Genomic DNA, 21,247 nt, shown 5'->3' on the forward strand with positions numbered 1-21,247 from the left:
GTCGGTACGGGCGCGGAAAACACGCCTCGGCAACTCTAGCCCCGAGGTACGACAGTTTCCCCCGCCCGCACATTCCCCCAGCTCAGCCCGGTCGGCCGCGCCGGCCACGAGCCTTTGGCACCGGCCCTGGCCGCCGGGCACGTACCCGGCGGCGCAGGCCGGTCAGTAACCCCCGGGCGACGGTGGGCGGGCCGCCCGGCGTCGCGCCGAGCGCCAGCCGCCGCGTCGCTCGGCGGCGAGGCGGGCCGCACGCCGCCGGCTCTCGTGCGCCACCTCGCCCTGCAGCCGCCGCCAGCTCTCCCAGCGGCGGGCGGACAGCTCACCGGTCCGCAGCGCGTCCCGGACCGCGCAGGCCGGCTCGCCGTCGTGCCGGCAGTCGGCGTACCGGCAACCCTCGGCCAGCCCAGCGATGTCGGCGAACGCCCGGTCCAGCCCGGCCGCGCCGTCGAGGAGACCGACCGCGCGTACGCCCGGCGTGTCGATCACCGCGCCGCCGCCCGGGATGGGCACCAGGGCCCGCCAGGTGGTGGTGTGCCGGCCCTTGCCGTCGACCCGGCGGATCGCCTGGGTCGGCATCATCACCGCGCCGGCGAGCGCGTTGACCAGGCTCGACTTGCCCGCGCCGGACGGCCCGAGCAGCCCCAGCGTGCGGCCCGGCGCGACCTCGGCGCGCAGCGGCGCCAGCCCGGTGCCGTGCTCGGCACTGACCGGCAGCACCGGCACGCCGGGCGCGACGGCGGCGAGTTGGCGGGCGAGCGCGGCCGGGTCGGCCGCGAGGTCGGACTTGGTCAGCACCACGAGCGGCCGGGCCCCGGACTCGTGGACCAGGGACAGCAGCCGCTCGATGCGGGCCACGTCCGGCTCCGGGTGCACCGGCTCCACCACGGCGGCCGTGTCGAGGTTCGCGGCCAGCACCTGGCCGCTGGCGTCCTTGCCGGCGGTACGGCGGATCAGCGCGGCTCGCCGGGGCAGCACGGTCCCCACGGTGATCCGGCGGTCCGGCCAGTGTGTGAGCAGTACCCAGTCTCCCGCGCAGGGCAGCGCGGAGGGGTCCTGGGCGGCGGCGGCCAGCACGGCCGGGCCGAGGCTGGCGCGGACCGGGCCGTCGACGGTGAGCACCGTGCAGACTCCCCGGTCCACCCGGGCCACCCGGCCCGGGTGGCGCTCGCCACGTCGGGCGGCGTACGACGCCCGGTCGGCGTCCCAGCCGAGGGCGGTCAGATCGATGGTCATGGCATCCTCATCGGTGTCGGGCTGGTGATGGCGGAACACGCGTGCCACGTCCGGCATGAACTCCACCTCCGTCCGACGTCCGAGTGCCGCATGTGACGCCGACGGTAGGGCGCGACGCGCCGCGCCGAAAGCGATTTCCGCGACGACGGCGCGGCGCCCGCCCGCTAGGGTCGACGCGTGCGCACCGCCGCGCCGCCCGCGCGACGCCACCGCACGGCCGCCGAGCACCTCCTCCATCGGAATGGATGTCGACACGTCATGACCTACAGCGGAGATGTCACCCACGGCGGCCCGCCGGCGGTACGGCAGCTGTCCGGGCTCACGATCAGCAAGCTGTCGGTCGGCCCGATGGACAACAACGCCTACCTGCTGCGCTGCTCCGGCACCGGCGACCAGGTGTTGATCGACGCCGCCAACGAGGCGCCCCGGCTGCTGGAGCTGATCGGTGACGACGGCCTGACCGCCGTGGTCACCACCCACCAGCACATGGACCACTGGGTGGCGCTGGAGGAGGTGGTCGCCAAGACCGGCGCGCGGGCGCTGGTGCACGCCGACGACGCGTCCGGGCTGCCGATCGAGGCGGAACACCTGGCCGAGGGCGACACCGTCGCGGTGGGTGACTGCGCGCTGGAGGTCATCCACATCAAGGGCCACACGCCCGGGTCGATCGCGCTGCTCTACCGCGATCCGGCCGGCGCCGCCCACCTCTTCACCGGCGACAGTCTCTTTCCCGGCGGAGTGGGCAACACAGACAAGGACCCGCAGCGCTTCGCCGCGCTGATCGACGACGTCGAGCACAAGCTGTTCGACCAACTGCCGGACGACACCTGGTTCTACCCGGGCCACGGCAAGGACAGCACCCTGGGCGCCGAACGCCCAGCCCTCCCCCAGTGGCGAACCCGAGGCTGGTAACCCACCCCACCCCCCGGACCGGGTCACCCACAAGAGCCCGACCGAGCCACTCAATTGGGCCACCCAACGCTGACCAAGAGCCACTGAAGGTCGAACAACCGCCGGCAGACCGCGACCCGACCGGCGGACCAAGACCCCGACGGGGGCGGGGGCCTGCCGTGCCCGGCGCAGGGATCAAGCCTGACCGCCCGGAGCCGGGCACGGCAGGCCCCCGCCCCCACCGCAACCACAGTCAGCAACCAAGAGCGATCAGCCAGCCAGAGCGAACAGCCGCCGCCGTGCCCCCAGCAACACCACGGTGGCCAGCACCAACCCCACCCCCATGGTCACCAGCAACGGACTGGGCGCGCCCGGCCGCCGCGCGGCCAGCGACCGTGACGCGATGCCCAGCGCGAGGTAGAGACCGGCCCAGGCCGCCGCGCCGAGGGCCGCGCAGCCGAGGAACCGCCGGTACGACATCCGCAGTCCGCCGGCGGCCAGCGGCAGCAGGGCGTTGAACACCGGCAGGAACGGCGCGACCATCACCATCCGCCCGCCGCCACGGCTGAGGATCCCTTCGGCCGCACTCCAGCGCGACTCGCCGATCCAGCCTCCGACGCGACTGCGGCGCAGCGGTTCGGCGTACCGGCGACCGATCAGGAAGCTCAACGACCAGCCGGCCAGGCACCCGGCGAGCACCGCCGCGAAGGTGGCCAGCCCGGTGGCCGGGCGGCCCACCCCGACCGCGGCCAGGATCGCCACGTCGCCGGGGACGAGGACGCCGAGCAGCGGTACGGCGTCGAAGAGCATCACCAAGCCGAGTACGCCCATCAGCACCAGGATGGGCAGCTCTCCGACCTGGGCCAGCCAATGCGTCATGCCTCGTACGCTATGGCCGTCGTGCCACCGTGGACATCCGGTCGCAGCCCTTACCGCCCCCTGGTGTCGACCTCGGGGTCACCCCTGAGATGGCCGGCGGGTCAGGCGGGTCGCAGCACCCGCACCCGGCGCGGCGACGGGTCCACCGACGGCTCGGTGGTGGGCACCGGGTAGTCGGCCAGCACCAGCAGCCCGTCGACCGGCAGGTGCCCCCGGCCGGGGTCTCCGACCAGCACCTCCGCGCCGGAGGCGACGGCCCGTCGCAGGAACGGCAGCATCCGGGCGGCCATCGGACGGCTGTAGAAGACGTCCCCGGCGACCACCAGGTCCGCGTCGGCGCTGTCGCGGTCGAGCAGGTCGTCGCCGTTGACGTCGACGGTGACCCGGTTGGCGCGGGCGTTGACCGTGACGGCCGCCACAGCGTACGGGTCGATGTCGTTGGCGACGACGTCGGCGGCGCCGGCCAGCGCGGCGGCGATGCCCACGAGTCCCGACCCGGCGGCGAGGTCGAGGACGCGACGCCCGGCGGCCAACTCGGGGTGGTCCAGCAGGTGCCGGGCCAGGGCCTGGCCACCGGCCCAGGCGGAGGCCCAGTACGGCGGCGTCAGGGGGTGTCCGGCGAGCGCCTCCATCCGGGCCCACCAGACGATCGCGTCCTCGGCGAGGTGCAGGCGCACCTCCGGGACGAACGGGGTGGGGACCAGCCGGAGCCGGTCCAGACCGACGCCGGGCGCGTCGATCTCGCGCTCCAGCTCGGACAGCGCGGCGGCTGCGGGACCCCTCATCGGCGCAAGCATGCCCCACGACGAAGCGGTCGGGGCGGCTTTGGCACGCGGGCGACGCGGAGTGTTCATCTGAGTTCGAGAAAAGACCTACGGCACTTCGGCCGGCGGATCGGGGTTTTGCCCGTTACTGTCGAACAGGTACGGGCGACCATCGGCCTCGAGGCCGGTGGTCCGCCGCTTTGAACAGGGAGAGATGCATGGCAACCGGCACGGTTAAGTGGTTCAACTCGGAAAAGGGCTTCGGCTTCATCGAGCAGGATGGTGGAGGGCCGGACGTGTTCGTCCACTACTCCGCCATCGCGACGAGCGGCTACCGGGAGCTCAACGAGGGCCAGAAGGTCGAGTTCGAGGTGACCCAGGGCCAGAAGGGCCCGCAGGCGGACAACGTCCGCCCGATGTAGCTCCGTGCCGGTGACGGCGGTCGGTTCCCGGCCGCCGTCGCAGTGCACTCACGACGCTGCCGGGGCGGCGGGCAGGTCCCGCCGCCGCCGGAGCGGTCCAATCAACAGAATCAACGGGGTCAGCGCCAACCAGGCCGTCATCACGGTCACCGCGGTGCCGACGCCGTAACGCGCGCCTATCCCGCCGGCCAACACGGCGGCCAGCGGGATGGTGCCGTAGTTGAGCAGATGCATGCTCACCGTCACGCGCCCGAGCAGGTGGTGTGGCGTGTACGTCTGCCGGAACGCGCCCTTGACGACGTTGCCGATGGCGACCCCGAGGCCGATCAGCACGCCGCCGAGCGCCGGCCAGATCAGCCCGACTCCCGGCCCGGCCAACGGGATGAGCAGGGCGGGCGGGCCGGTGAGCGCCGCGCCGATGAGCATGGCCCGCGCGGTGCCACAGCGCCGGGCGAGGGCGGTGGCCAGCAGCGCGCCGATGATCCCGCCGATGCTCATCACCCCGACCAGGACGCCGACCAGCCCCGGCGCGAGTCGTAGCTCGCGGACCAGGAAGACGACCAGGACCGCCTGGTAGCCGGTCAGGCCGATGTTGCTGGCCGCCCCCATGAGCGTCAGGACCCGCAGGTACGGGTCACGAATGACGAAGCGCAGCCCCTCGGCCATGTCCCGCCGCAGCGACCGGGACCGGTCCTTGCGGACGGGACGAGGCTCGGCGGTGCGGATGCGCAGCAGGAACAGCGCGGAGAGCAGGAACGTCAGGGCGTCCAGCAGCAACGCGGCGACCGCTCCGGCGAGTTGGGCGATCAGGCCGGCGATGCCGGGCCCGACGACGTAGCTCACCGTCTGGGTGGCCTGGAGCTTCGCGTTTCCCTCGGGCAGTTGCTCGGGTCGCAGCAGCACCGGCAGGTAGACCTGGTCGGCGGTCTCGAAGAAGACCCGCGCCACGCCCGCACCGAGGGCCACCAGCAGCAGTTGCGCGACGGTGAGGCGACCCAGCAGGGCAGCCACCGGCACGCTGAGGAAGGCGACCGCGCAGATCAGGTCGCAGACCACCATGAGCGGCCGGCGTGGCAACCGGTCCACCCACGCGCCGGCCGGTAGGCCGATCATCAGCCAGGGCAGCCAGGCCGCGGCGGTGAGGACCGCCACCTGGAAGGTGCTGGCGTCGAGCACGGCGACCGCCACCAGGGGCAGCGCGACCGTGGTGACGTTGCTGCCGATGCTGCTGACCGTCTGGCCGGCCCAGAGCAGGCGGAAGTCGCGGTGCCGCAGCAGCCCACCGGCCCCTCGGACCGGCGTGGGTTCGCTGCGGGTGGCCGCCGTCACGGCCGGGCCGGCACGCCGTGGGCGAACACGAACACCGGCTGGCGCTCGGCGCCGTCGTCGGGCAGCTCGCGGTCGCCCCACCGGGTCAGCACGGCGACGATCTCACTGCTGAACTCTTCCAGCTCGGCCGGCGTGAGGTGCATCCACCGGTCCAAGGAGAATGGTCCATTCCCCCAGACGGCCTGCTCGGTCTCCTCGGCGGCGTGCCAGGCGCGGGCCAGCGCGACGTGCCGGTCGAGGTTGAGGGAGGTGGCGGCGTCGGCGACGGCACGGTCGGCGGGATCGGTGTCGAAGTCGGTCGTGGACCAGCGCACCGTCCGACTGGCCAGTTTCCACCAGCGTTCGCGGCGGTCCCGGGCCAGTTCGGGAGCTTCGGTGACCAGGTCGGCGGCGGCGAGCACCTTGAGGTGGTGGCTGACGTTCGCCGGGGCCTGGTCGGTGCGGTCGGCGAGCATGCCGACGGTCGACGGCCCGTGCACCTTGAACACGTCCATCAGTCGGCGGCGCAGCGGGTGTGCCATGGCCGCGAGGACCCGCGAGTCGGTGACCTGGCGTACGTCGGGCTTCTCCATACCCCTACGGTGCCATCCGCAACGACTCTTGCGCAATAGTTGTTACCCAAGAGTCGTTGCGGAATGGGCGGATGGGAGGGGCGACCCGGCGGCTACGGGCCGCCCCCGTTCAGGCGACCAGCCGGCGGGCCAGCTCGTCGGCGACCTGCTTGGCGATGGTGGGCGGGATGGCCGCGGCGATCTTCTCCGGCGTCAGCCCGGCCAACACGCCCGCAACGATCGCCGCCTCGTCGGTGAAGTCCTTCCCGGCCAGCGCGTTGAGCGTGGTCTGCAGGTCGGTGAGCTGCTTCGTCATCGCCTGCAGGTTCCAATTGCCGGCGACCGGGGCACCGGTGTCGTCCCGGCCCTCCGCCAATCGGGTGTAGATCTGTCCGATCGGGTTGCGGCCGTCCAGCACGGTCAGGTTCTTGTGGACGGTGGCCAGCCAGTTGTGCTCTTCGGGGGTCATGTCGTCGTCCTCCAGGAGTCCGATGGAGCTGAGGTAGCGGCGAAACAGGGGCCGCTGGTCACGGCCCGCCTTGATGGCGTCGCGGAAGAAGCTGAAGTGGGTGTGCCAGCGGTGCGAGCTGTCGCCGCTGGTGCGCTTTCCGAGCCGGTCCCACCGCTTCACGTTCGTACCGTCGGGGCTGTAGATGATTTCGCGGATGTCCCGGGTGTCGGCGGCGTTCGCGACGCACTGGCCCACACACCACACCGAGAAGCTGGCCAGGGTGTGCCGACCGCCACCGGAGAGGACGTCGAACTCGCCGACGTCGATCGCCGCCGCGTCCAGGGTCAGTCCGGACCGGTCCCGGGGTGACTCGACCACCGAGTAGTCGTTCGGCACCACCCGGTCCGAGCCGCAGTGATAGCCACCCCGGTGGGCCGGGTCGCCGACGATGCCGACCTCCGCCGGATCGAGGTCGTCCGGGCCGGGCGCGTTGTCGAGGTGGGTGAGGAGCAGACGTCGAAGGTCCAACAAATTGTCCGGGGCCCGCGTCATGGGGTCCCCCTCTCAGCTGGGGCGGGGACCGGGCACGACGTCACACCGCGTACGCGGTGTTGGGCTGTGGGCGAGCCCGGTCTGGTGGTGCACGGCGCCGGGCGTTGACCCAACCATAGCCCGCATTTCCGATGAATGCCCAGCTCAGAGGCGCTCTGTTCAGATTGGAGGCGAAGCCGGGGCAGAGTGGACGATCGGCATCAGCAGCGCCGAGGGATGAGCCGGACCATGCAAGACCTGCCGCCAACCGGCACGCAGCGTCACCGCCGTACCGAGAGGTTCGCCGGTGCCGGGGTTGCGTGCCCACCGCGGATGGGCGCCACCGGCGACCTGCACCCGCAGCCGGTGCCCGGTGGCGAACCGGTACGCGGTCGGCCAGAGCGTCACCGGCACCCGCAGCACCCCGGACGAGTCGGTGGGGAAGCGTTCGGGTGTCACCCGCACCAGACCGTCGCACACGTTCCACGACCGACCGCGGCGGTCCACATCGCACAGCCGCACGAAGACGTCCAGGTGTGGCAGTTCGCTGCGGACGTGCAGCTCGGCGCGGACCGGGCCGATCACCTCGACCGGCTCGACGAGCGGCGCGCTGGTGTAGGTCAGCACGTCGGGGCGGGCTTCGACCTGCCGGTTGTCCACCGGACCGGCTCGCTGGGCGACCAGCAGCGGCCCACCCAGCGACGGAGTGGGGTCGGCCGGGTCGTACCGGAACCTGTCGGCCGTCGACGCGACCGGGGGACGTGCCGCCAGCTCACCGCCCGGATGCAGGTGCCAGGCGGTCTGGACGGTCGGCGGTGGCCAGTCCGGCAGGTCCCGCCAGCCGCCGGGACCACCCACGTGCAACCGGACGGGGGCGGCGCGGGGCGGGGGTTCGTCGTCCGGTGGCCCGTCGAGGTGCTCGTCGAGCCAGGTCAACCCCTCCCGCAGGGCCGCCACGAACAGCCCTGGGCTGCCGTGGGTCCAGGGACCGATCACCAGGCGCGGTCGAGCGCCGGTGGCGCGCAGGGTGGCGTAGTCGTCGAGTTGGGCGGGCAGGAAGATGTCGTGCCAGCCGGTGACCATGACCACCGGCGCCCCCACCCGGGCCACCCGGTCGGCGAAGACCCGCTCGCGCCAGTACGCCGCCTCCGGGGTGTGGTGGCGCAGCCACTCCTGAAAGAACGGGATGCGGGCACCGGTGGCCACCCGGTCGGCCTCCGCGAGCGGCAGGTGGTCGAGCGCGGCGGCCAGCCGGGGCTGGCCGCGCTTGAGTTCCCGCTGCCGGGCCAGCCACGGCACGGTCTGGGCGTGCAGCAGCTCGGCCCAGGTCAGCACGGTGTCGAGGGCGAACGACTCCCCCGCGTACGTCGAGTCCCGGGTGGCCGAGGCGGTCACCACCGCGACCATCGCGCGCAGCTCCTCGCCGGCGTCGGCGGCCAGTGCCCACTGGGCGAAGCCCTGGTAGCTGACGCCGAACATGCCGAACGCCCCCGACCACCAGGGCTGGCGGCGCAGCCAGTCGAGGGTGTCGACCCCGTCGTCGCGCTCGTGCACCAGCGGGGCGAAGGTGCCGCCCGAGCCGCCGGTGCCCCGGCAGGACTGGATCACGGCGTGCCGGCCCCGCGCGGCGAGCAACCGGCCGAGCAGCCGCAAGGGACCACCCCGGCCGTACGGGGTACGGATCAGCACGGCCGGCGCGGATGCGCGGTGCGGCGCGTAGTGGTCGGTGCGGAGCACCACGCCGTCCCGGGCGCGGACCGGTATGTCCCGGGTGACCCGGACCGGGCCGGGACGCGTCACGGGCAGCCGCAGCGCGGCGGCGGCGAGGCGGGCGACGAGCCGGCCGGGCACGGTCAGTCCGTCGTCCGGTGGGGCGCGCCGGGCCGGGCGGCACGGACCGCCTCACGGTGCGCCCGCAGCGACTCGCCCATCTCGGCCAGGAACCGGTGCACCACCTCCAGCTCGTCGTCGTCGAAGCGGTCCATCACGGTGTCGGTACGCGCGCCCAGCGGCCGGAAGAACTCCATCGCGAGGGCGGCGCCCTGGTCGGCGTAGTGCAGCAGCACCTTGCGCCGGTCGACGGTGTCGCGGTCGCGGCGGATGTGCCCGGCCCGTTCCAGGCGGTCGATCAGGGCGGTGACCGAGCCGGAGGACAGGTTGAGCTGCTCACCGAGGCGGCCGGGGGTGATCGGGTCGCCGAACAGTTCGGCGTCCATGACAGCGATCAGCGCGTTCAGGTCGGTCGGGTTGAGGCCGTGCAGGTTGGCGAAGGCGTGACCGACCTGCTGGGCGTCCACCGCGTACCGCCGAAGGTTGTTGGTGATCTCGGCGACCAGCTGCTCGCGGCGCGTGTCGCGCCGCCGGTACATGCCGTGAGTCGCCACGTCGCGCCGCTTCTCCCCGTCGTCGGTCTCCCGGGTTGCAGCATAGAGCAGCCGCCGATAATCTCGGCCATCAAGATACTTGGCTTTCGAAAGACCTAGGGGTCAGCGATGTCCGTCTTCAGCAGGGTCGCGCGGGGTCGGCTGGCCGCGTGGCTGACCGTCGCCGCCGCGCTCGTCGTCGCCGCGGTCGTCTTCGGTGTCCCCCGGCCGGACAACCCGGCACCGGTCTCCGCCACCGGCCTGGACGCCACGTGGCAGTCGACCCAGGTGCAACGCCTCCAGGACCAACTGCCCACCAGCGACGTCCAACCGGCCATCGTGGTCGTCAGCCGCGAGGGTGGCGGTGCGCTGAGCGACGCCGACCGGGCCGCCCTGGCCTCCCGCTCCGGCGACCTGGGCCGACTCGCGGTGGGCGGTCGGGTGAGCCCCCCACAGGTCTCCCCGGACGGTACGGTCGCGCTCGTCGCCGTCCCGCTGGACACCTCCGGTGGCCAGGAGGAGGTCACCGCACGGGTCGCCGAGCTGCGCGACGCGCTGTCGGACCTGCCCGACCCGCTGGCCGCCGAGGTCACCGGCGCCCCCGCCCTCACCGCCGACCTGTCGTCGGTCTTCGAGGGCGCCGACGTCACCCTGCTCGCGGTGACCGCCGCCGTGGTCGCCCTGCTGCTGCTGATCACGTACCGCAGCCCGTTCCTGTGGATCGTCCCGCTGGTCGTCGTCGCCGCGACCGAACAACTCACCCTGCGCGCGGTGGACACGATCGTGCCGGCCGTCGGCATCAACCTCCAGCAGGGCCAGGTCACCGGCATCGCCAGCGTGCTGGTGTTCGGCGCCGCCACCGACTACGCCCTGCTGCTCATCGCCCGCTACCGGGAGGAGCTGCGGCGCGAGCAGGACCGCTTCGCGGCGATGCGGGCCGCGCTGCGCCGTACCGCCGAGCCGATCCTCGCCAGCGGCGGCACCGTGGTGCTCGGTGTGCTCACCCTGCTGCTCAGCGAGCAGGAAACGAACCGGGCACTGGCCGTGGCCTGCGCCACCGGTGTGGTCTTCGCCATGCTCTCGGCGCTGTTCGTGCTCCCCGCCGTGCTGGTGCTCTTCGGTCGCGGCCTGTTCTGGCCGTTCGTACCCCGGGTCGGCGGCCCGGCCCGGGAGGGCCGACTCTGGGGCCGGCTCGGCGAGGTGGTGCGACGCCGGCCGGTGGTGGTCGCGGCGCTGTCGACCGTGCTGCTCGGCGGACTGGCCCTCGGTGGGCTCGGGATCCGCACCGGCCTGTCCGAGACCGAGCAGTTCCGGGCCGCGCCCGAGGCGGTGACCGGCGCGCAGACCCTGGCCCGCGCGTTCCCCGCCGGCAGCACCCAGCCGGTGGCGGTGCTCACCACCCCGGCGGCGGTACGGGCGGTCACCGACGTCGCCGCCGCCGTACCCGGCGTCGCCTCGGCGCGACCGGGGGACGTCGGCCAGGCCGTCGCCCAGGTCGACGTGGTGCTGGACGCCGAGCCCGGCACGCCCGCCTCGGACCGAGCGATCGAGGCGCTGCGCGACGCGGTCGCCGCCGTTCCCGACTCCGCTCCGCCGGCCGTGAGCGGCGTCGAGCCGCCCGCCGGGGCGATCGTGGGCGGCTCGGTGGCCGCGACGTACGACTCGGACGAGGCCAACGACCGGGACCTGCGGCTCATCCTGCCGATCATCCTGCTGCTGGTCGGCGCGGTGCTGGTGCTGCTGCTGCGGGGCCTGGTCGCGCCGGTGCTGCTGGTGCTCACCGTGATCGCGTCGTTCTTCGCCAGTCTCGGCGCGGCGTGGCTGCTCTTCGACCACGTGCTGGACTTCCCGGCGTTGGACAGCGGCGTGCTGCTGCTCGCCTTCGTGTTCCTGGTGGCGCTCGGTGTGGACTACAACATCTTCCTGGTCACGCGGGCGCGCGAGGACGCCCGCAGCGCCGGCACCCGCGACGGCATGCTCTCCGCGCTGCGGGTCACCGGAGGTGTCATCACGAGCGCCGGGGTGCTGCTGGCGGCGGTGTTCGCCGTGCTGGGCGTGCTGCCGCTGATCACGCTGACGCAGATCGGCATCATCGTGTGCATCGGCGTCCTGCTGGACACCCTGCTGGTCCGCACGGTCCTGGTGCCGGCGCTGGCGTTCCTGCTCGGTGACCGGTTCTGGTGGCCGGGCCGCGTCCACGCCGACCCGGGCGTCGACGCCCCGGCGACGCGGGAGCCGGTGGCCGTCCGCGACTGACGCGCACGGAAAAGGGGCGGGGTCCACCCCCGCCCCTTTCCGTCGTGTTCAGTAGCTCAGGCAGACGCACTCGGTCATCAGCGCCCGCACGTTGCGCACGTACGACGGGTTCGGGATGGCCAGCGGCTCGCCCTCCTGCGCCACCGCCCCGTGCCCGAAGTTGTACGCGGCGATGACCGCGTTGAGCAGGCAGGAGTCCAGTTCGGCGGTGCACAGGTCCGCGTCGAGCCGGAAGTCGGACTCGAAGTACATGTCGCCGATGTACTTGGTCAGCCAGGCCAGGTAGTTGGCGCCCAGGTACGCGTTGTCCTGGTAGGCGGCGATGTCGTAGCTCTGGTCGAAGCGCTGGTTCATCCAGGTGGCGGTGGCCGGCATGACCTGCATCAGCCCGACGCCGCCGTCGCAGGCGTAGATGTTGGACTGCCAGCCGCTCTCCTGCCAGGCCGTGGCCTTGAGCAGGTTGAGCGGGATCTTGAGGTCGGGGGCGGAGCTGGGCCAGTAGGTGCGGGCGGCGGCCGCGGACAGCGCCACCTTCACGTCGGCACGGCTCGCCTGCGTGCCCTTGTAGCTGGGCTTGCAGGACGAGGGAGCGGGCTTGGGTGGGGCCGGCGGGACCTTCGTCTCGGTGGGCGCCTTGGCGACCACCCGCGGCTTCGTGGGCGGCGACGTACGCGTCGGCTTCTTCGACGGCTTCGGGGAGGCCGACGCGCTGCGACTCGGGGCGGCGCCCATCGCCGCCACCCCGCTCGGGGAGGGGCTCGCCTCGACGGACGGCTCGTCGACCGGCTCGTCGGTCGGCGCATCGGTGACCGAGACGGGGGCGGCAGCCTGGTCCTGCGGACGTTCCCCCTTGCCGGCGCAACCCACTGTGCCGCCGGCGATCAGGAGCCCGGCGAGCACGAGCGCGCCCACCCGACCGGCTCGTTGACGCATGGTGATCCTCCCCCGTCGAACAGTCGCCGCAGATTAGCAAGGTTCGACGGGCCGGGGTTGCCCCTGCGACGGGAGGACCGGACCGCTCGACGGCTCCCGTCCGCCGACCGCACGGTCCCGGGTGGCCCAGGCGACCATGAACACCACCGTCCACAGCACGCCGAGCAGCACCGCCGCCGCCGTACCGCTCGCCGTGTCCAGGCCCAGATAGAGCCGGGCGACGCCGACCCCCAGCACGCCCGCGGCGGCGGCCGTCCACGCGGCCACCGCCACCGGCCAGCGCGCGTTGCGCGACACCAGCCAGGCGAGGGTGCAGAGGCTCGCCGCGACCACGGCGTTCTGGGTCGGGAACGGGCCGGACTCGTGCCCACCCGGGCCGCCGTGCGTGCCGGTCAACTCGGCCACCCCGGCGAGCACCACCAGCGGCACGAACGCGCCGACCGTACCCACCACGCTCAGCAGGTCGGTACGCAGCGGTCGGCGACGCCACGCCAGTACCGCCGCCACCATCGCCACCAGCACGATCAGCGCCCACCCCCGTACCAGTGACACCACGACCAGGGTGGCGTCGGCGGCGTCCGGAGTACGGCGGGCGGTGAACCAGACGTCGATCGCCCCGTCGAGGGCCGCCAGTCCGCTGTTGCGCACCACCACGGCGAGCAGACCGGCGATGGCCAGCCCGGCGGCGAAGAGCAGCAGCAGCCCGACGGCCAGGTTGAGCAGCAGCGTCCAGGTCGGCCCGATCCGCATGGCCACCAGGAAGAACAGCACCCCGTAGCGGGCGCTGAGCCAGCGCACCGGCGGCAGCGCGGCGGCCCGCGACAGCAGCGCGCGTGCCGGGTCGGGGTTGCGCCCGAGCCACCGGCCGGCGAGCACCACCCCCAGCAGTCCCGCCAGCAACGCCAGTGCCGCGCCGGTGGCCCGGCCGAGCACCCGGGAGACCGTGTCGTACGACTCACCGGCGAGGTTGCCGAGCAGGATCGAGCCGCCCACCCAGGTCACCACCCCGGCCAGGTTCCAGACGGCGAACCGCCGGTACGGCATGCCGGCGGCCCCGGCCAACCGGGGCACCAGGGTGCGGGCGAAGGCCACCCACCGCGCGGCGAACACGCCCCGCCCACCGAGGCGGGCGAGCATCGCGTCGGCCCTGCTCCAGCGCCCGGGGCCGACCCGGTGACCCAGCCCGGCGCGCAGCCGAGGGCCGTAGCGCCGACCGGCGCGGAACGCCAGCGCGTCGCCGACCAAGGCCGAGACGATCATCGCGAGCAACGCCGGCCCGAGGCGCAAGGTACCGTTGTAGGTGAGGAAGCCGACGAGCAGCAGGGTAGCCTCACCCGGCACCAGCAGGCCGAAGATCACCGCGGTCTCGCCCGCCACGATCAGCGCGGCGGCCAGGTAGATCCACAGGGTGGGCAGACCTTGCACCCAGGTCAGCAGGTCGTGCACTCAGGCCCCCGGGACACGGGAGCCAGCATGCCAGCCGGGGGAACCACCGGCACAGCAGTTTCACCATAGATCAGGGGCACCTGGGGGTGACCCCGACGCAGCCTGCGCGAGCGCAGGCGGAAGGATAGAGGGTATGCAGCTTCGCACCGACCTCCGCAACGTCGCCATCATCGCTCACGTCGACCACGGCAAGACCACCCTGGTCGACGCCATGTTGCGGCAGGCCGGCGCGTACGGCGCACGAGGCGAGAACACCGAGCGGGTGATGGACTCCGGCGACCTGGAGCGGGAGAAGGGCATCACGATCCTGGCCAAGAACACCGGCGTGCGGTACCTGCCCGCCGATGGTTCGGACCCGGTCACCATCAACATCATCGACACCCCGGGCCACGCCGACTTCGGCGGCGAGGTCGAGCGCGGCCTGACCATGGTCGACGGCGTGGTGCTGCTCGTCGACGCCAGTGAGGGCCCCCTCCCGCAGACCCGCTTCGTGCTGCGCAAGGCGCTGCGGGCCCGGATGCCGATCATCCTGGTGATCAACAAGGTGGACCGTCCGGACGCCCGGATCAAGGAGGTCGTGGACGACACCTACGAGCTCTTCCTCGACCTGGACGCCGACGAGGAGCAGATCGACTTCCCGATCGTCTACGCCTGCGCCCGGGACGGCATCGCCTCGCTGACCCAGCCGGCCGACGGCTCGGTGCCCGACGACAGCGACTCCCTGGAGCCGCTGTTCCGCACCCTGCTGGACACCATCCCGGCCCCCGCGTACGAGGACGACGCGCCCCTGCAGGCGCACGTCACCAACCTCGACGCGTCGCCGTTCCTCGGCCGGCTCGCGCTGTGCCGCGTCCGACAGGGCACCATCAGCAAGGGCCAGACCGTGGCCTGGTGCCGCACCGACGGCAGCACCCAGCGGGTCCGCATCTCCGAGATGCTGATGACCGAGGGCCTGGAGCGCAAGCCGGCCGAGACCGCCGGTCCGGGCGACATCATCGCCGTCGCCGGCATCCCGGAGATCATGATCGGTGAGACGCTCGCCGACGTGGAGAACCCGGTGGCGCTGCCGCTGATCACCGTCGACGAGCCGGCCATCTCGATGACCATCGGCACCAACACCTCGCCGCTGGTCGGCAGGGTCAAGGGCTCCAAGGTCACCGCCCGGATGGTCAAGGACCGCCTCGACAAGGAGCTGGTCGGCAACGTGTCGCTGCGGGTCCTGCCGACCGAGCGGCCGGACGCCTGGGAGGTGCAGGGCCGTGGTGAGCTGGCGCTGGCCATCCTGGTCGAGCAGATGCGCCGGGAGAGCTACGAGCTGACCGTCGGCAAGCCGCAGGTCGTCACCCGCGAGATCGACGGCAAGACCTGCGAGCCGGTCGAGCGGCTGACCATCGACGCGCCGGAGGAGTACCTGGGCGCGATCACCCAGCTCCTCGCGACCCGCAAGGGCCGGATGGAGCAGTTGGTCAACCACGGCACCGGCTGGATCCGGATGGAGTGGCTGGTGCCGGCGCGCGGCCTGATCGGCTTCCGCACCGAGTTCCTGACCGACACCCGGGGCACCGGCATCCTGCACCACGTCTTCGAATCGTACGAGCCGTGGTTCGGCGAGCTGCGCACCCGCAACAACGGCTCACTGGTCGCCGACCGCTCCGGCGTGGTCACCGCCTTCGCGATGATCAACCTGCAGGAGCGCGGCCAGATGTTCGTCGATCCGACCACCGAGGTGTACGAGGGCATGATCGTCGGCGAGAACTCCCGCTCCGACGACATGGACGTCAACATCACCAAGGAGAAGAAGCTCACCAACATGCGGGCCTCGACCTCCGACGAGACCGAGAAGCTGATCCCGCCGCGCAAGCTCTCGCTGGAGCAGGCGCTGGAGTTCTGCCGCGAGGACGAGTGCGTCGAGGTCACCCCGACCGCGGTGCGCATCCGCAAGGTGGTGCTCGACCAGCAGCAGCGCGGCCGGGCCGCCGCCCGCCGCAAGCACGCCGGCTGACCTACACCGGCAAAGGGCGCGTCGGCCGCTTGCGGCCGGCGCGCCCTCGCGCTTCCCCGCCGGGGTACGTCCACCCGGCGCCGTCCTCCTCGACTACGGTCACCGGCATGACCTGGGATGATCTCGACGCCCTCCTGGACGCGGTGCCGGGCACCGTCTCGGCGTACGTGGGTCGACTCGACGCGCCCCCGAGCTGGACCCGCCACGCCCACGCCGGCCACTACGCCGCCAGCACCATGAAGGTGGCGGTGCTCGCGGCGCTGCACCGCTCCGCCGAGGCCGGCACGCTCGACCTGGACGCCGACGTCCCGGTGGTCAACGAGTTCGACTCGGCCCAGCCCGGCGCGCCCCGGTTCTCCTGCGCCCCGCACTACGACAACGACGACGCGGTCTGGGAGCGGCTCGGCCACACGGCGTCGCTGCGCTGGCTGGCCGAGCGGATGATCGTGCGGTCCAGCAACCTGGCCACCAACCTGGTCATCGGGCACGTCGGGCTGCCCGCGGTGGCCGAGGTGTGGGCCCTCGCCGACGCCCGCGACAGCGTCACCGGCCGGGGCATCGAGGACTTCGCGGCCCGCGACGCCGGCATCACCAACACCGTCACCGCCGCCGACCTGGCCGCCCTGCTGGGCGGGCTGGCCAGCGGCGTCACGACCCCGGCCGTCTCGCCTCGCCGGCCGGGTGCGCCGCCATGCTGGACGTGCTGCTCGCGCAGGAACACCGCGAGGACCTGGCCGCCGGCGTGCCCGAGGGCACCCGCATCGCGCTGAAGAACGGTTGGGTACGCGGTGTGCGCCACGGCGTCGGCGTGGTGCTGCCCGACGACGCCCCGCCGTACGTGATCGCCGTGTGCACCACCACCGACCTGCCCGACGGCGACGACGACGCCTGCGAACTCCTCGCCCGCGTCTCGGCCCAGGCCTGGGCGGCTCGCCACCGCCTCTGAGCCCGACGGGCCTCACTCCAGCAGGTTGGCCCGCAGCGCCCCGACGACCTCGTCGGTCAACCCCAACCCGTCGCGCAGGTACCCGTCGAACGAGCCGTGCACCCGGCGGACCTCCTGATAGCCGGCGTCGAGGTACGCGGCACGGACCTCCAGCACCGGTAGCACCGCGTCGACGTCCAGTGTGGGCTGGCGGCGGCGCATCGCCTCGACGATCACCGCGCGCAGGCTCTCGGTCAGCGCGTTGTTGCGCAGGTACTCGGCCCGGATCGCCGCCTCGTCCACCCCGAGGGCGGTGAGCAGGATGACGGTGAGCCAGCCGGTGCGGTCCTTGCCGGCCGAGCAGTGGTACAGCAGCGGCAGGTTCTCCGGACGGGCGGCCAGGCGTACCGCCGCGGCGAAATTGCGCCGGGCCGACTCGCCGGTGACGAACCACCGGTAGATCTCGGCCATCGCCCCCGCCGTGCCCTGCCGGGCCAACTCGGCGTACGCGTCGAGGTCGTGCCCGAGCAGCACCGCCGAAACGTACGTGAAGACGGGGTGCTCCGGGTCGTGCACCGGCAGGTGCACGACCCTCGGCTCGCCGGCCAGCCGGTCCGGCGGCGCGACGTCGATCTCGGTGTCATCGCGCAGGTCGAGCACGCAGGCCGGCGCGAGTGTCGCGAGCACCGGCAGGTCGGCGTCGGTGAGCCGGCCCAGCGCCGGGGTGCGGACGAGCTGGCCGACGCGGACTCTGCGACCACCCGCGCCGACCAGGCCGCCCAGGTCACGGGCGTTCGGCGCGCCCACCAGTTGCCAGTCCCGTACGACCATCCGGCCCGCCCTCCCGCCGTGTTCCTGCGTATAGGGTGCCCCACATGACGATCTCGGCGGTACGCACCCACCGGGTTTCCGCCCCCTTACACACCCCGTTCGTCACCGCGCTGCGCCGCACCACCACGGTGGACACGTTGATCGTCGAGCTGGTCGACGCCGACGGTAGGTCCGGCTTCGGCGAGGCGCCGCAGGTGTGGCAGGTCACCGGCGCCTCGGTCGCCGGGGCCGAGGCCTGCGTCCGCGAACTGCTCGGTCCGCTGCTCTCCGGACGCGACCCGGACGACCTGGTGGCGCGCTGCGCCGAGGTGCAACGGGCGGTGGTGGGCAACGAGGCGGCGAAGGCGGCGGTGGACGTCGCGCTGCACGACCTGGCGGCGCGGCGTTTGGGCGTACCCCTGGCGCGGTTGCTCGGCGGCACGACCCTGCGGGTCCCGACGGACGTCACCCTCGCCGCGGGCGACGCGGTCGACCTGGCGGCGGCCGCGCGCCAGCGGCGGGCGGACGGCTTCGGCGTGCTGAAGCTCAAGGTCGGCACGGACGCGGCCGGTGACCTGGATCGGGTACGGGCGGTACGCGCGGCGGTCGGCGCGGACGTGCGCATCCGGCTGGACGCCAACCAGGGCTGGACGCCGCGCGAGGCGGTCCGGGTGATCCGTGGCATCGAGGATGCCGGGCTGGACGTGGAGCTGGTCGAGCAGCCGGTGGCCCGCTGGGACCTGGACGGGCTGGCGTGGGTCAGCGACCGGGTGTCGGTACCGATCCTGGCCGACGAGGCGGTCTTCGGGGTCCGCGACCTGGTGGAGGTGATCCGCCGCCGGGCCGCCGACCTGGTCAACGTCAAGCTGGCCAAGTGTGGCGGGCTGCACCCGGCGCGCACGCTCCTGGAGTTGGCCCGTGCGCACGGGCTCGGCACGGTGGTCGGGTCGATGATGGAGAGTCAGGTCGGCATCGGCGCGGCGGCGAGTCTGGTGGCCGCGTACGGCACCACGGCGGTCGCCGACCTGGACGCGGCGTGGTGGCTCGCCTGGTCGCCGGTGCAGGGCGGGATTCGCTACGAGGGGTCGACGGTGGTCCTACCGAACGCGCCTGGCCTGGGCATTTCCGGTTTGGCTGAAGTAAAGATGCAGACTCGTGGTTGAGGACCGGCGGTTTTCTTCATAGGGTTGCCCCCAGACAGCCGACACGAGCTGGGGGTCGATGTGGAGCTTCAACCGGGCCGCGAGGCCGTCGTCCGGGTCGCCGTGTCGACGCTGTGGTCAGCCCCCGAGGCGGTCCGGACGGTCGACGGTCCGGCGCTCACGGCCGGCGTCGACATCCCGACCTGGGTCTCCGGCCTGGACACCGACCAGCAGGTCGGCGACTGCGTGTTGAGTCAACTCCTGCTCGGCGAGCGGGTGCTGATCGACGAGCTGCGCCCGGACGGCTGGGCGCGGGTCGTCGCCGTCGAGCAGCCGGCCGCCAAGCTCGATCCCCGCGGCTACCCGGGCTGGCTCCCCGCCGACCAGCTGACCCCCAGCGATCCCACCGTCAGCGGCGACCCGCTCGTCGTGGACGCCACCGTCACCGGGCTGCACGCCACCCCGGACGGGCCGGTCGTGCTGCCGGGAGTCGTCGTGGGCACCCGTCTCGTCCCGGCCGGTCCCGCCCGCGACGGCTGGCGGGCGGTCCACGTCCCGGGCCGGGCCGGGCCGCTCTGGCTGCCCGACGGGCACCTCGTCCCGCCGCCGAGCGGGCCGGCCAGCGCCGCCGACGCGCTCGCGGTGGCCCAGCGACTGCTGGACGTGGCCTATATCTGGGGCGGGCTGTCGGCGTACGGCATCGACTGCTCGGGCCTCGTCCACCTGGCCTGGCGCCGGTTCGGGGTGCTCCTGCCCCGCGACGCCGACGACCAGGCCGTGGCGACGACCCCCCTCGACCTGGGCGCGGAGCGCCCCGGCGACCTCTACTTCTTCGCCCGTCCCGGCCGGAAGATCCACCACATCGGCATCGTCACCGCCGTCGCCGACGGCTCGACCGACCGGCGGATGCTGCACGCCTGCTACCGGCAGCGGCGGGTGATCGAGGAGCCCTTACCGGCGGACCGGACGGCCACCCTGGTGGGCGTGCACCGGGTCTGACCGGCCGGCCCGTCGCGGTGCCCGGCCCGGAGCTCAGCGTCGGGCCTCGGCCAGCTCGCGTCGCCGGTCCCGGGCGGACTTGACCAGGCTGGCGACGGTGGCGACACCCAGCGTGCCGATGATGACCAGCAGGGACAGCCAGATCGGGATGTGCGGCGCCCAGCCGACGTGCTCCCCGCCGTTGATGAACGGCAGGTTGTTGTCGGCCAGCGCCTCCAACACGAGTTTGACGCCGATGAAGCCCAGGACGACGGCCAGTCCGTAGCTCAGATAGATCAACCGGTCGAGCAGGCCGCCGAGCAGGAAGTAGAGCTGACGCAGACCCATCAGCGCGAACACGTTCGCGGTGAAGACCAGGTACGGCTCCTGCGTGATGCCGAAGATCGCCGGAATCGAGTCCAGCGCGAAGATCAAATCGGTGGTGCCGATCGCGATCATCACGATCAGCATCGGCGTGAACAGCCGTCGCCCGTTCTCGTGGGTCGTCAGCTTCGCGTCGTCGTAGCCCTTGGAGATCGGCAGCGCCCGGCGGCTCCACCGGATCAGGAGGTTCTCGGAGAACTCGTCCTCGTCCGGCTCACCCTGGCGGGCCAGGTTGATCGCCGTGTAGATGAGGAACGCGCCGAAGATGTAGAAGACCCAGGAGAACTGCGAGATCAACGCCGCTCCGGCGGCGATGAACCCGCCACGCATCACCAATGCCAGCACGATGCCGATGAGCAGCACCTTCTGCTGGTACTGCCGGGGCACCCCGAACCGGGCCATGATGATGACGAAGACGAACAGGTTGTCCACCGAGAGGCTGTACTCGGTGAGCCAACCGGTGTAGAACTGCCCCGCCGCGCTGGCCCCGGAGGCCAGCCAGACACCGGCGCCGAAGAGCAGGGCGAGGCCGACGTAGAAGGCGACCCAGAGGCTCGACTCGCGCACGCTCGGCTCGTGCGGGCGTCGACCGATGATCAGCAGATCGACGAGCAGCACCGCAGACAGTGCGACGAGGGTCCCCGCCCACACCAATCCGGACACGTCCAACGTTCATTCCTCCGGCAGACACGCGGCGTCGGGCACACCGTACGCCCCTGACGGGGCCGGCGTGCCGCTGTCGCTCACTCTGGTGACTGTCGGAGGTCTCTTCCGCCCCCGACCCGCGAACGGGACGGAGACCGACGGAGCCGGGTCGGTCGCCGAGAATCCGGCGATCGTCCGTGCTGACGACTTCGTCGCGGGGGAATACTCCCCTCCTCGCGGACCATTGTTGCCCACCACGCGCCGTGATCACACCTGGGGCATGGGGTACCCATCAACACACTCTCTTGATCG

At 72.7% G+C, this 21,247-nt stretch carries 18 protein-coding genes and 1 pseudogene; 7 read left to right on the forward strand and 12 right to left on the reverse strand.

Annotated elements, in window-relative coordinates; genetic code table 11:
- Window positions 1-162: 162 nt before the first annotated feature.
- Complete coding sequence (gene rsgA / locus ACQP0N_RS23130) at window positions 163-1,233, reverse strand: ribosome small subunit-dependent GTPase A (protein ID WP_433114059.1); 1,071 nt, start codon at window positions 1,231-1,233, stop codon at window positions 163-165.
- Between the two features lie 258 nt (window positions 1,234-1,491).
- On the opposite strand from rsgA, the gene ACQP0N_RS23135 reads away from it, so the two are divergent.
- Window positions 1,492-2,145 carry an MBL fold metallo-hydrolase gene (locus ACQP0N_RS23135; protein ID WP_433114061.1) on the forward strand — a complete coding sequence of 218 codons (654 nt, stop codon included), beginning with the start codon at window positions 1,492-1,494 and terminating at the stop codon, window positions 2,143-2,145.
- Window positions 2,146-2,394: 249 nt separating this feature from the next.
- Here the strand turns inward: ACQP0N_RS23135 and ACQP0N_RS23140 are convergent, their stop codons facing one another.
- The gene (locus tag ACQP0N_RS23140; protein WP_433114063.1) at window positions 2,395-3,003 is read right to left on the reverse strand and encodes a DedA family protein; all 609 of its coding nucleotides are present in this window, start codon (window positions 3,001-3,003) and stop codon (window positions 2,395-2,397) included.
- A gap of 101 nt (window positions 3,004-3,104) precedes the next feature.
- Window positions 3,105-3,800, reverse strand: coding sequence for a class I SAM-dependent methyltransferase (locus ACQP0N_RS23145; protein WP_433114065.1), 696 nt, complete (start codon window positions 3,798-3,800; stop codon window positions 3,105-3,107).
- Between the two features lie 185 nt (window positions 3,801-3,985).
- Here ACQP0N_RS23145 and ACQP0N_RS23150 point away from each other — a divergent pair, with 185 nt between their 5' ends.
- Entirely contained in the window at window positions 3,986-4,189 is a 204-nt protein-coding gene (locus ACQP0N_RS23150; protein ID WP_007072071.1) for a cold-shock protein, read from the forward strand.
- A gap of 48 nt (window positions 4,190-4,237) precedes the next feature.
- Here the strand turns inward: ACQP0N_RS23150 and ACQP0N_RS23155 are convergent, their stop codons facing one another.
- The 5 genes from ACQP0N_RS23155 to ACQP0N_RS23175 form a co-directional block, all read right to left on the reverse strand.
- Window positions 4,238-5,518, reverse strand: a complete 1,281-nt coding sequence (locus ACQP0N_RS23155; RefSeq protein ID WP_433114067.1) for an MFS transporter — start codon at window positions 5,516-5,518, stop codon at window positions 4,238-4,240.
- Entirely contained in the window at window positions 5,515-6,090 is a 576-nt protein-coding gene (locus ACQP0N_RS23160) for an ArsR/SmtB family transcription factor (RefSeq protein WP_433114068.1), read from the reverse strand. The genes ACQP0N_RS23155 and ACQP0N_RS23160 overlap by 4 nt, the downstream gene beginning before the upstream one ends.
- A gap of 109 nt (window positions 6,091-6,199) precedes the next feature.
- Window positions 6,200-7,072, reverse strand: coding sequence for a hypothetical protein (locus ACQP0N_RS23165; RefSeq protein WP_433114070.1), 873 nt, complete (start codon window positions 7,070-7,072; stop codon window positions 6,200-6,202).
- Between the two features lie 159 nt (window positions 7,073-7,231).
- Complete coding sequence (locus tag ACQP0N_RS23170; RefSeq protein WP_433114072.1) at window positions 7,232-8,902, reverse strand: CocE/NonD family hydrolase; 1,671 nt, start codon at window positions 8,900-8,902, stop codon at window positions 7,232-7,234.
- Between the two features lie 2 nt (window positions 8,903-8,904).
- Window positions 8,905-9,420 (reverse strand): MarR family winged helix-turn-helix transcriptional regulator, encoded by a 516-nt coding sequence (locus ACQP0N_RS23175; protein WP_433121767.1) that lies wholly within the window; start codon window positions 9,418-9,420, stop codon window positions 8,905-8,907.
- A 123-nt stretch (window positions 9,421-9,543) separates the two neighbouring features.
- Here ACQP0N_RS23175 and ACQP0N_RS23180 point away from each other — a divergent pair, with 123 nt between their 5' ends.
- A complete protein-coding gene (locus ACQP0N_RS23180; protein WP_433114074.1) occupies window positions 9,544-11,670 on the forward strand; it encodes an MMPL family transporter in 2,127 nt (708 codons plus the stop codon).
- 48 nt (window positions 11,671-11,718) lie between these two features.
- Here ACQP0N_RS23180 and ACQP0N_RS23185 read toward each other — a convergent pair whose 3' ends face one another.
- Both ACQP0N_RS23185 and ACQP0N_RS23190 read right to left on the reverse strand, forming a co-directional pair.
- A complete protein-coding gene (locus tag ACQP0N_RS23185; RefSeq protein WP_433114076.1) occupies window positions 11,719-12,603 on the reverse strand; it encodes a transglycosylase SLT domain-containing protein in 885 nt (294 codons plus the stop codon).
- Window positions 12,604-12,636: 33 nt separating this feature from the next.
- On the reverse strand, window positions 12,637-14,049 hold the full coding sequence (locus ACQP0N_RS23190; RefSeq protein ID WP_433114078.1) for a DedA family protein: 1,413 nt from the start codon (window positions 14,047-14,049) through the stop codon (window positions 12,637-12,639).
- 133 nt (window positions 14,050-14,182) lie between these two features.
- Here ACQP0N_RS23190 and typA point away from each other — a divergent pair, with 133 nt between their 5' ends.
- Together typA and ACQP0N_RS23200 are read left to right on the forward strand one after the other, a co-directional pair.
- Complete coding sequence (typA, locus tag ACQP0N_RS23195) at window positions 14,183-16,051, forward strand: translational GTPase TypA (RefSeq protein ID WP_425732000.1); 1,869 nt, start codon at window positions 14,183-14,185, stop codon at window positions 16,049-16,051.
- Window positions 16,052-16,158: 107 nt separating this feature from the next.
- Window positions 16,159-16,997: pseudogene (locus tag ACQP0N_RS23200) on the forward strand (serine hydrolase).
- 12 nt (window positions 16,998-17,009) lie between these two features.
- Here the strand turns inward: ACQP0N_RS23200 and ACQP0N_RS23205 are convergent.
- Entirely contained in the window at window positions 17,010-17,807 is a 798-nt protein-coding gene (locus ACQP0N_RS23205; protein WP_433114081.1) for a tyrosine-protein phosphatase, read from the reverse strand.
- A 44-nt stretch (window positions 17,808-17,851) separates the two neighbouring features.
- On the opposite strand from ACQP0N_RS23205, the gene ACQP0N_RS23210 reads away from it, so the two are divergent.
- The gene (locus ACQP0N_RS23210; RefSeq protein ID WP_433114083.1) at window positions 17,852-18,949 is read left to right on the forward strand and encodes a mandelate racemase/muconate lactonizing enzyme family protein; all 1,098 of its coding nucleotides are present in this window, start codon (window positions 17,852-17,854) and stop codon (window positions 18,947-18,949) included.
- A gap of 60 nt (window positions 18,950-19,009) precedes the next feature.
- Window positions 19,010-19,927 (forward strand): NlpC/P60 family protein, encoded by a 918-nt coding sequence (locus ACQP0N_RS23215; protein ID WP_433114085.1) that lies wholly within the window; start codon window positions 19,010-19,012, stop codon window positions 19,925-19,927.
- 33 nt (window positions 19,928-19,960) lie between these two features.
- On the opposite strand, the gene ACQP0N_RS23220 is transcribed toward ACQP0N_RS23215, so the two are convergent.
- A complete protein-coding gene (locus ACQP0N_RS23220; protein WP_433114087.1) occupies window positions 19,961-20,959 on the reverse strand; it encodes a TerC family protein in 999 nt (332 codons plus the stop codon).
- Between the last annotated feature and the right edge of the window lie 288 nt (window positions 20,960-21,247).

Origin of the sequence: Micromonospora sp. CA-246542, assembly GCF_050942905.1 — a bacterium.
Lineage (GTDB): Bacteria > Actinomycetota > Actinomycetes > Mycobacteriales > Micromonosporaceae > Micromonospora.

Bases quoted from the DNA above. Each gene is read 5' to 3' on its own strand.
- ACQP0N_RS23150 (WP_007072071.1), top strand. From the start codon at position 3,986: ATGGCAACCGGCACGGTTAAGTGGTTCAACTCGGAAAAGGGCTTCGGC.
- ACQP0N_RS23175 (WP_433121767.1), bottom strand. From the start codon at position 9,420: ATGTACCGGCGGCGCGACACGCGCCGCGAGCAGCTGGTCGCCGAGATC.
- ACQP0N_RS23180 (WP_433114074.1), top strand. From the start codon at position 9,544: ATGTCCGTCTTCAGCAGGGTCGCGCGGGGTCGGCTGGCCGCGTGGCTG.
- rsgA (WP_433114059.1), bottom strand. From the start codon at position 1,233: ATGACCATCGATCTGACCGCCCTCGGCTGGGACGCCGACCGGGCGTCG.
- typA (WP_425732000.1), top strand. From the start codon at position 14,183: ATGCAGCTTCGCACCGACCTCCGCAACGTCGCCATCATCGCTCACGTC.
- ACQP0N_RS23140 (WP_433114063.1), bottom strand. From the start codon at position 3,003: ATGACGCATTGGCTGGCCCAGGTCGGAGAGCTGCCCATCCTGGTGCTG.
- ACQP0N_RS23185 (WP_433114076.1), bottom strand. From the start codon at position 12,603: ATGCGTCAACGAGCCGGTCGGGTGGGCGCGCTCGTGCTCGCCGGGCTC.
- ACQP0N_RS23135 (WP_433114061.1), top strand. From the start codon at position 1,492: ATGACCTACAGCGGAGATGTCACCCACGGCGGCCCGCCGGCGGTACGG.
- ACQP0N_RS23210 (WP_433114083.1), top strand. From the start codon at position 17,852: ATGACGATCTCGGCGGTACGCACCCACCGGGTTTCCGCCCCCTTACAC.
- ACQP0N_RS23205 (WP_433114081.1), bottom strand. From the start codon at position 17,807: ATGGTCGTACGGGACTGGCAACTGGTGGGCGCGCCGAACGCCCGTGAC.
- ACQP0N_RS23165 (WP_433114070.1), bottom strand. From the start codon at position 7,072: ATGACGCGGGCCCCGGACAATTTGTTGGACCTTCGACGTCTGCTCCTC.
- ACQP0N_RS23145 (WP_433114065.1), bottom strand. From the start codon at position 3,800: ATGCTTGCGCCGATGAGGGGTCCCGCAGCCGCCGCGCTGTCCGAGCTG.
- ACQP0N_RS23160 (WP_433114068.1), bottom strand. From the start codon at position 6,090: ATGGAGAAGCCCGACGTACGCCAGGTCACCGACTCGCGGGTCCTCGCG.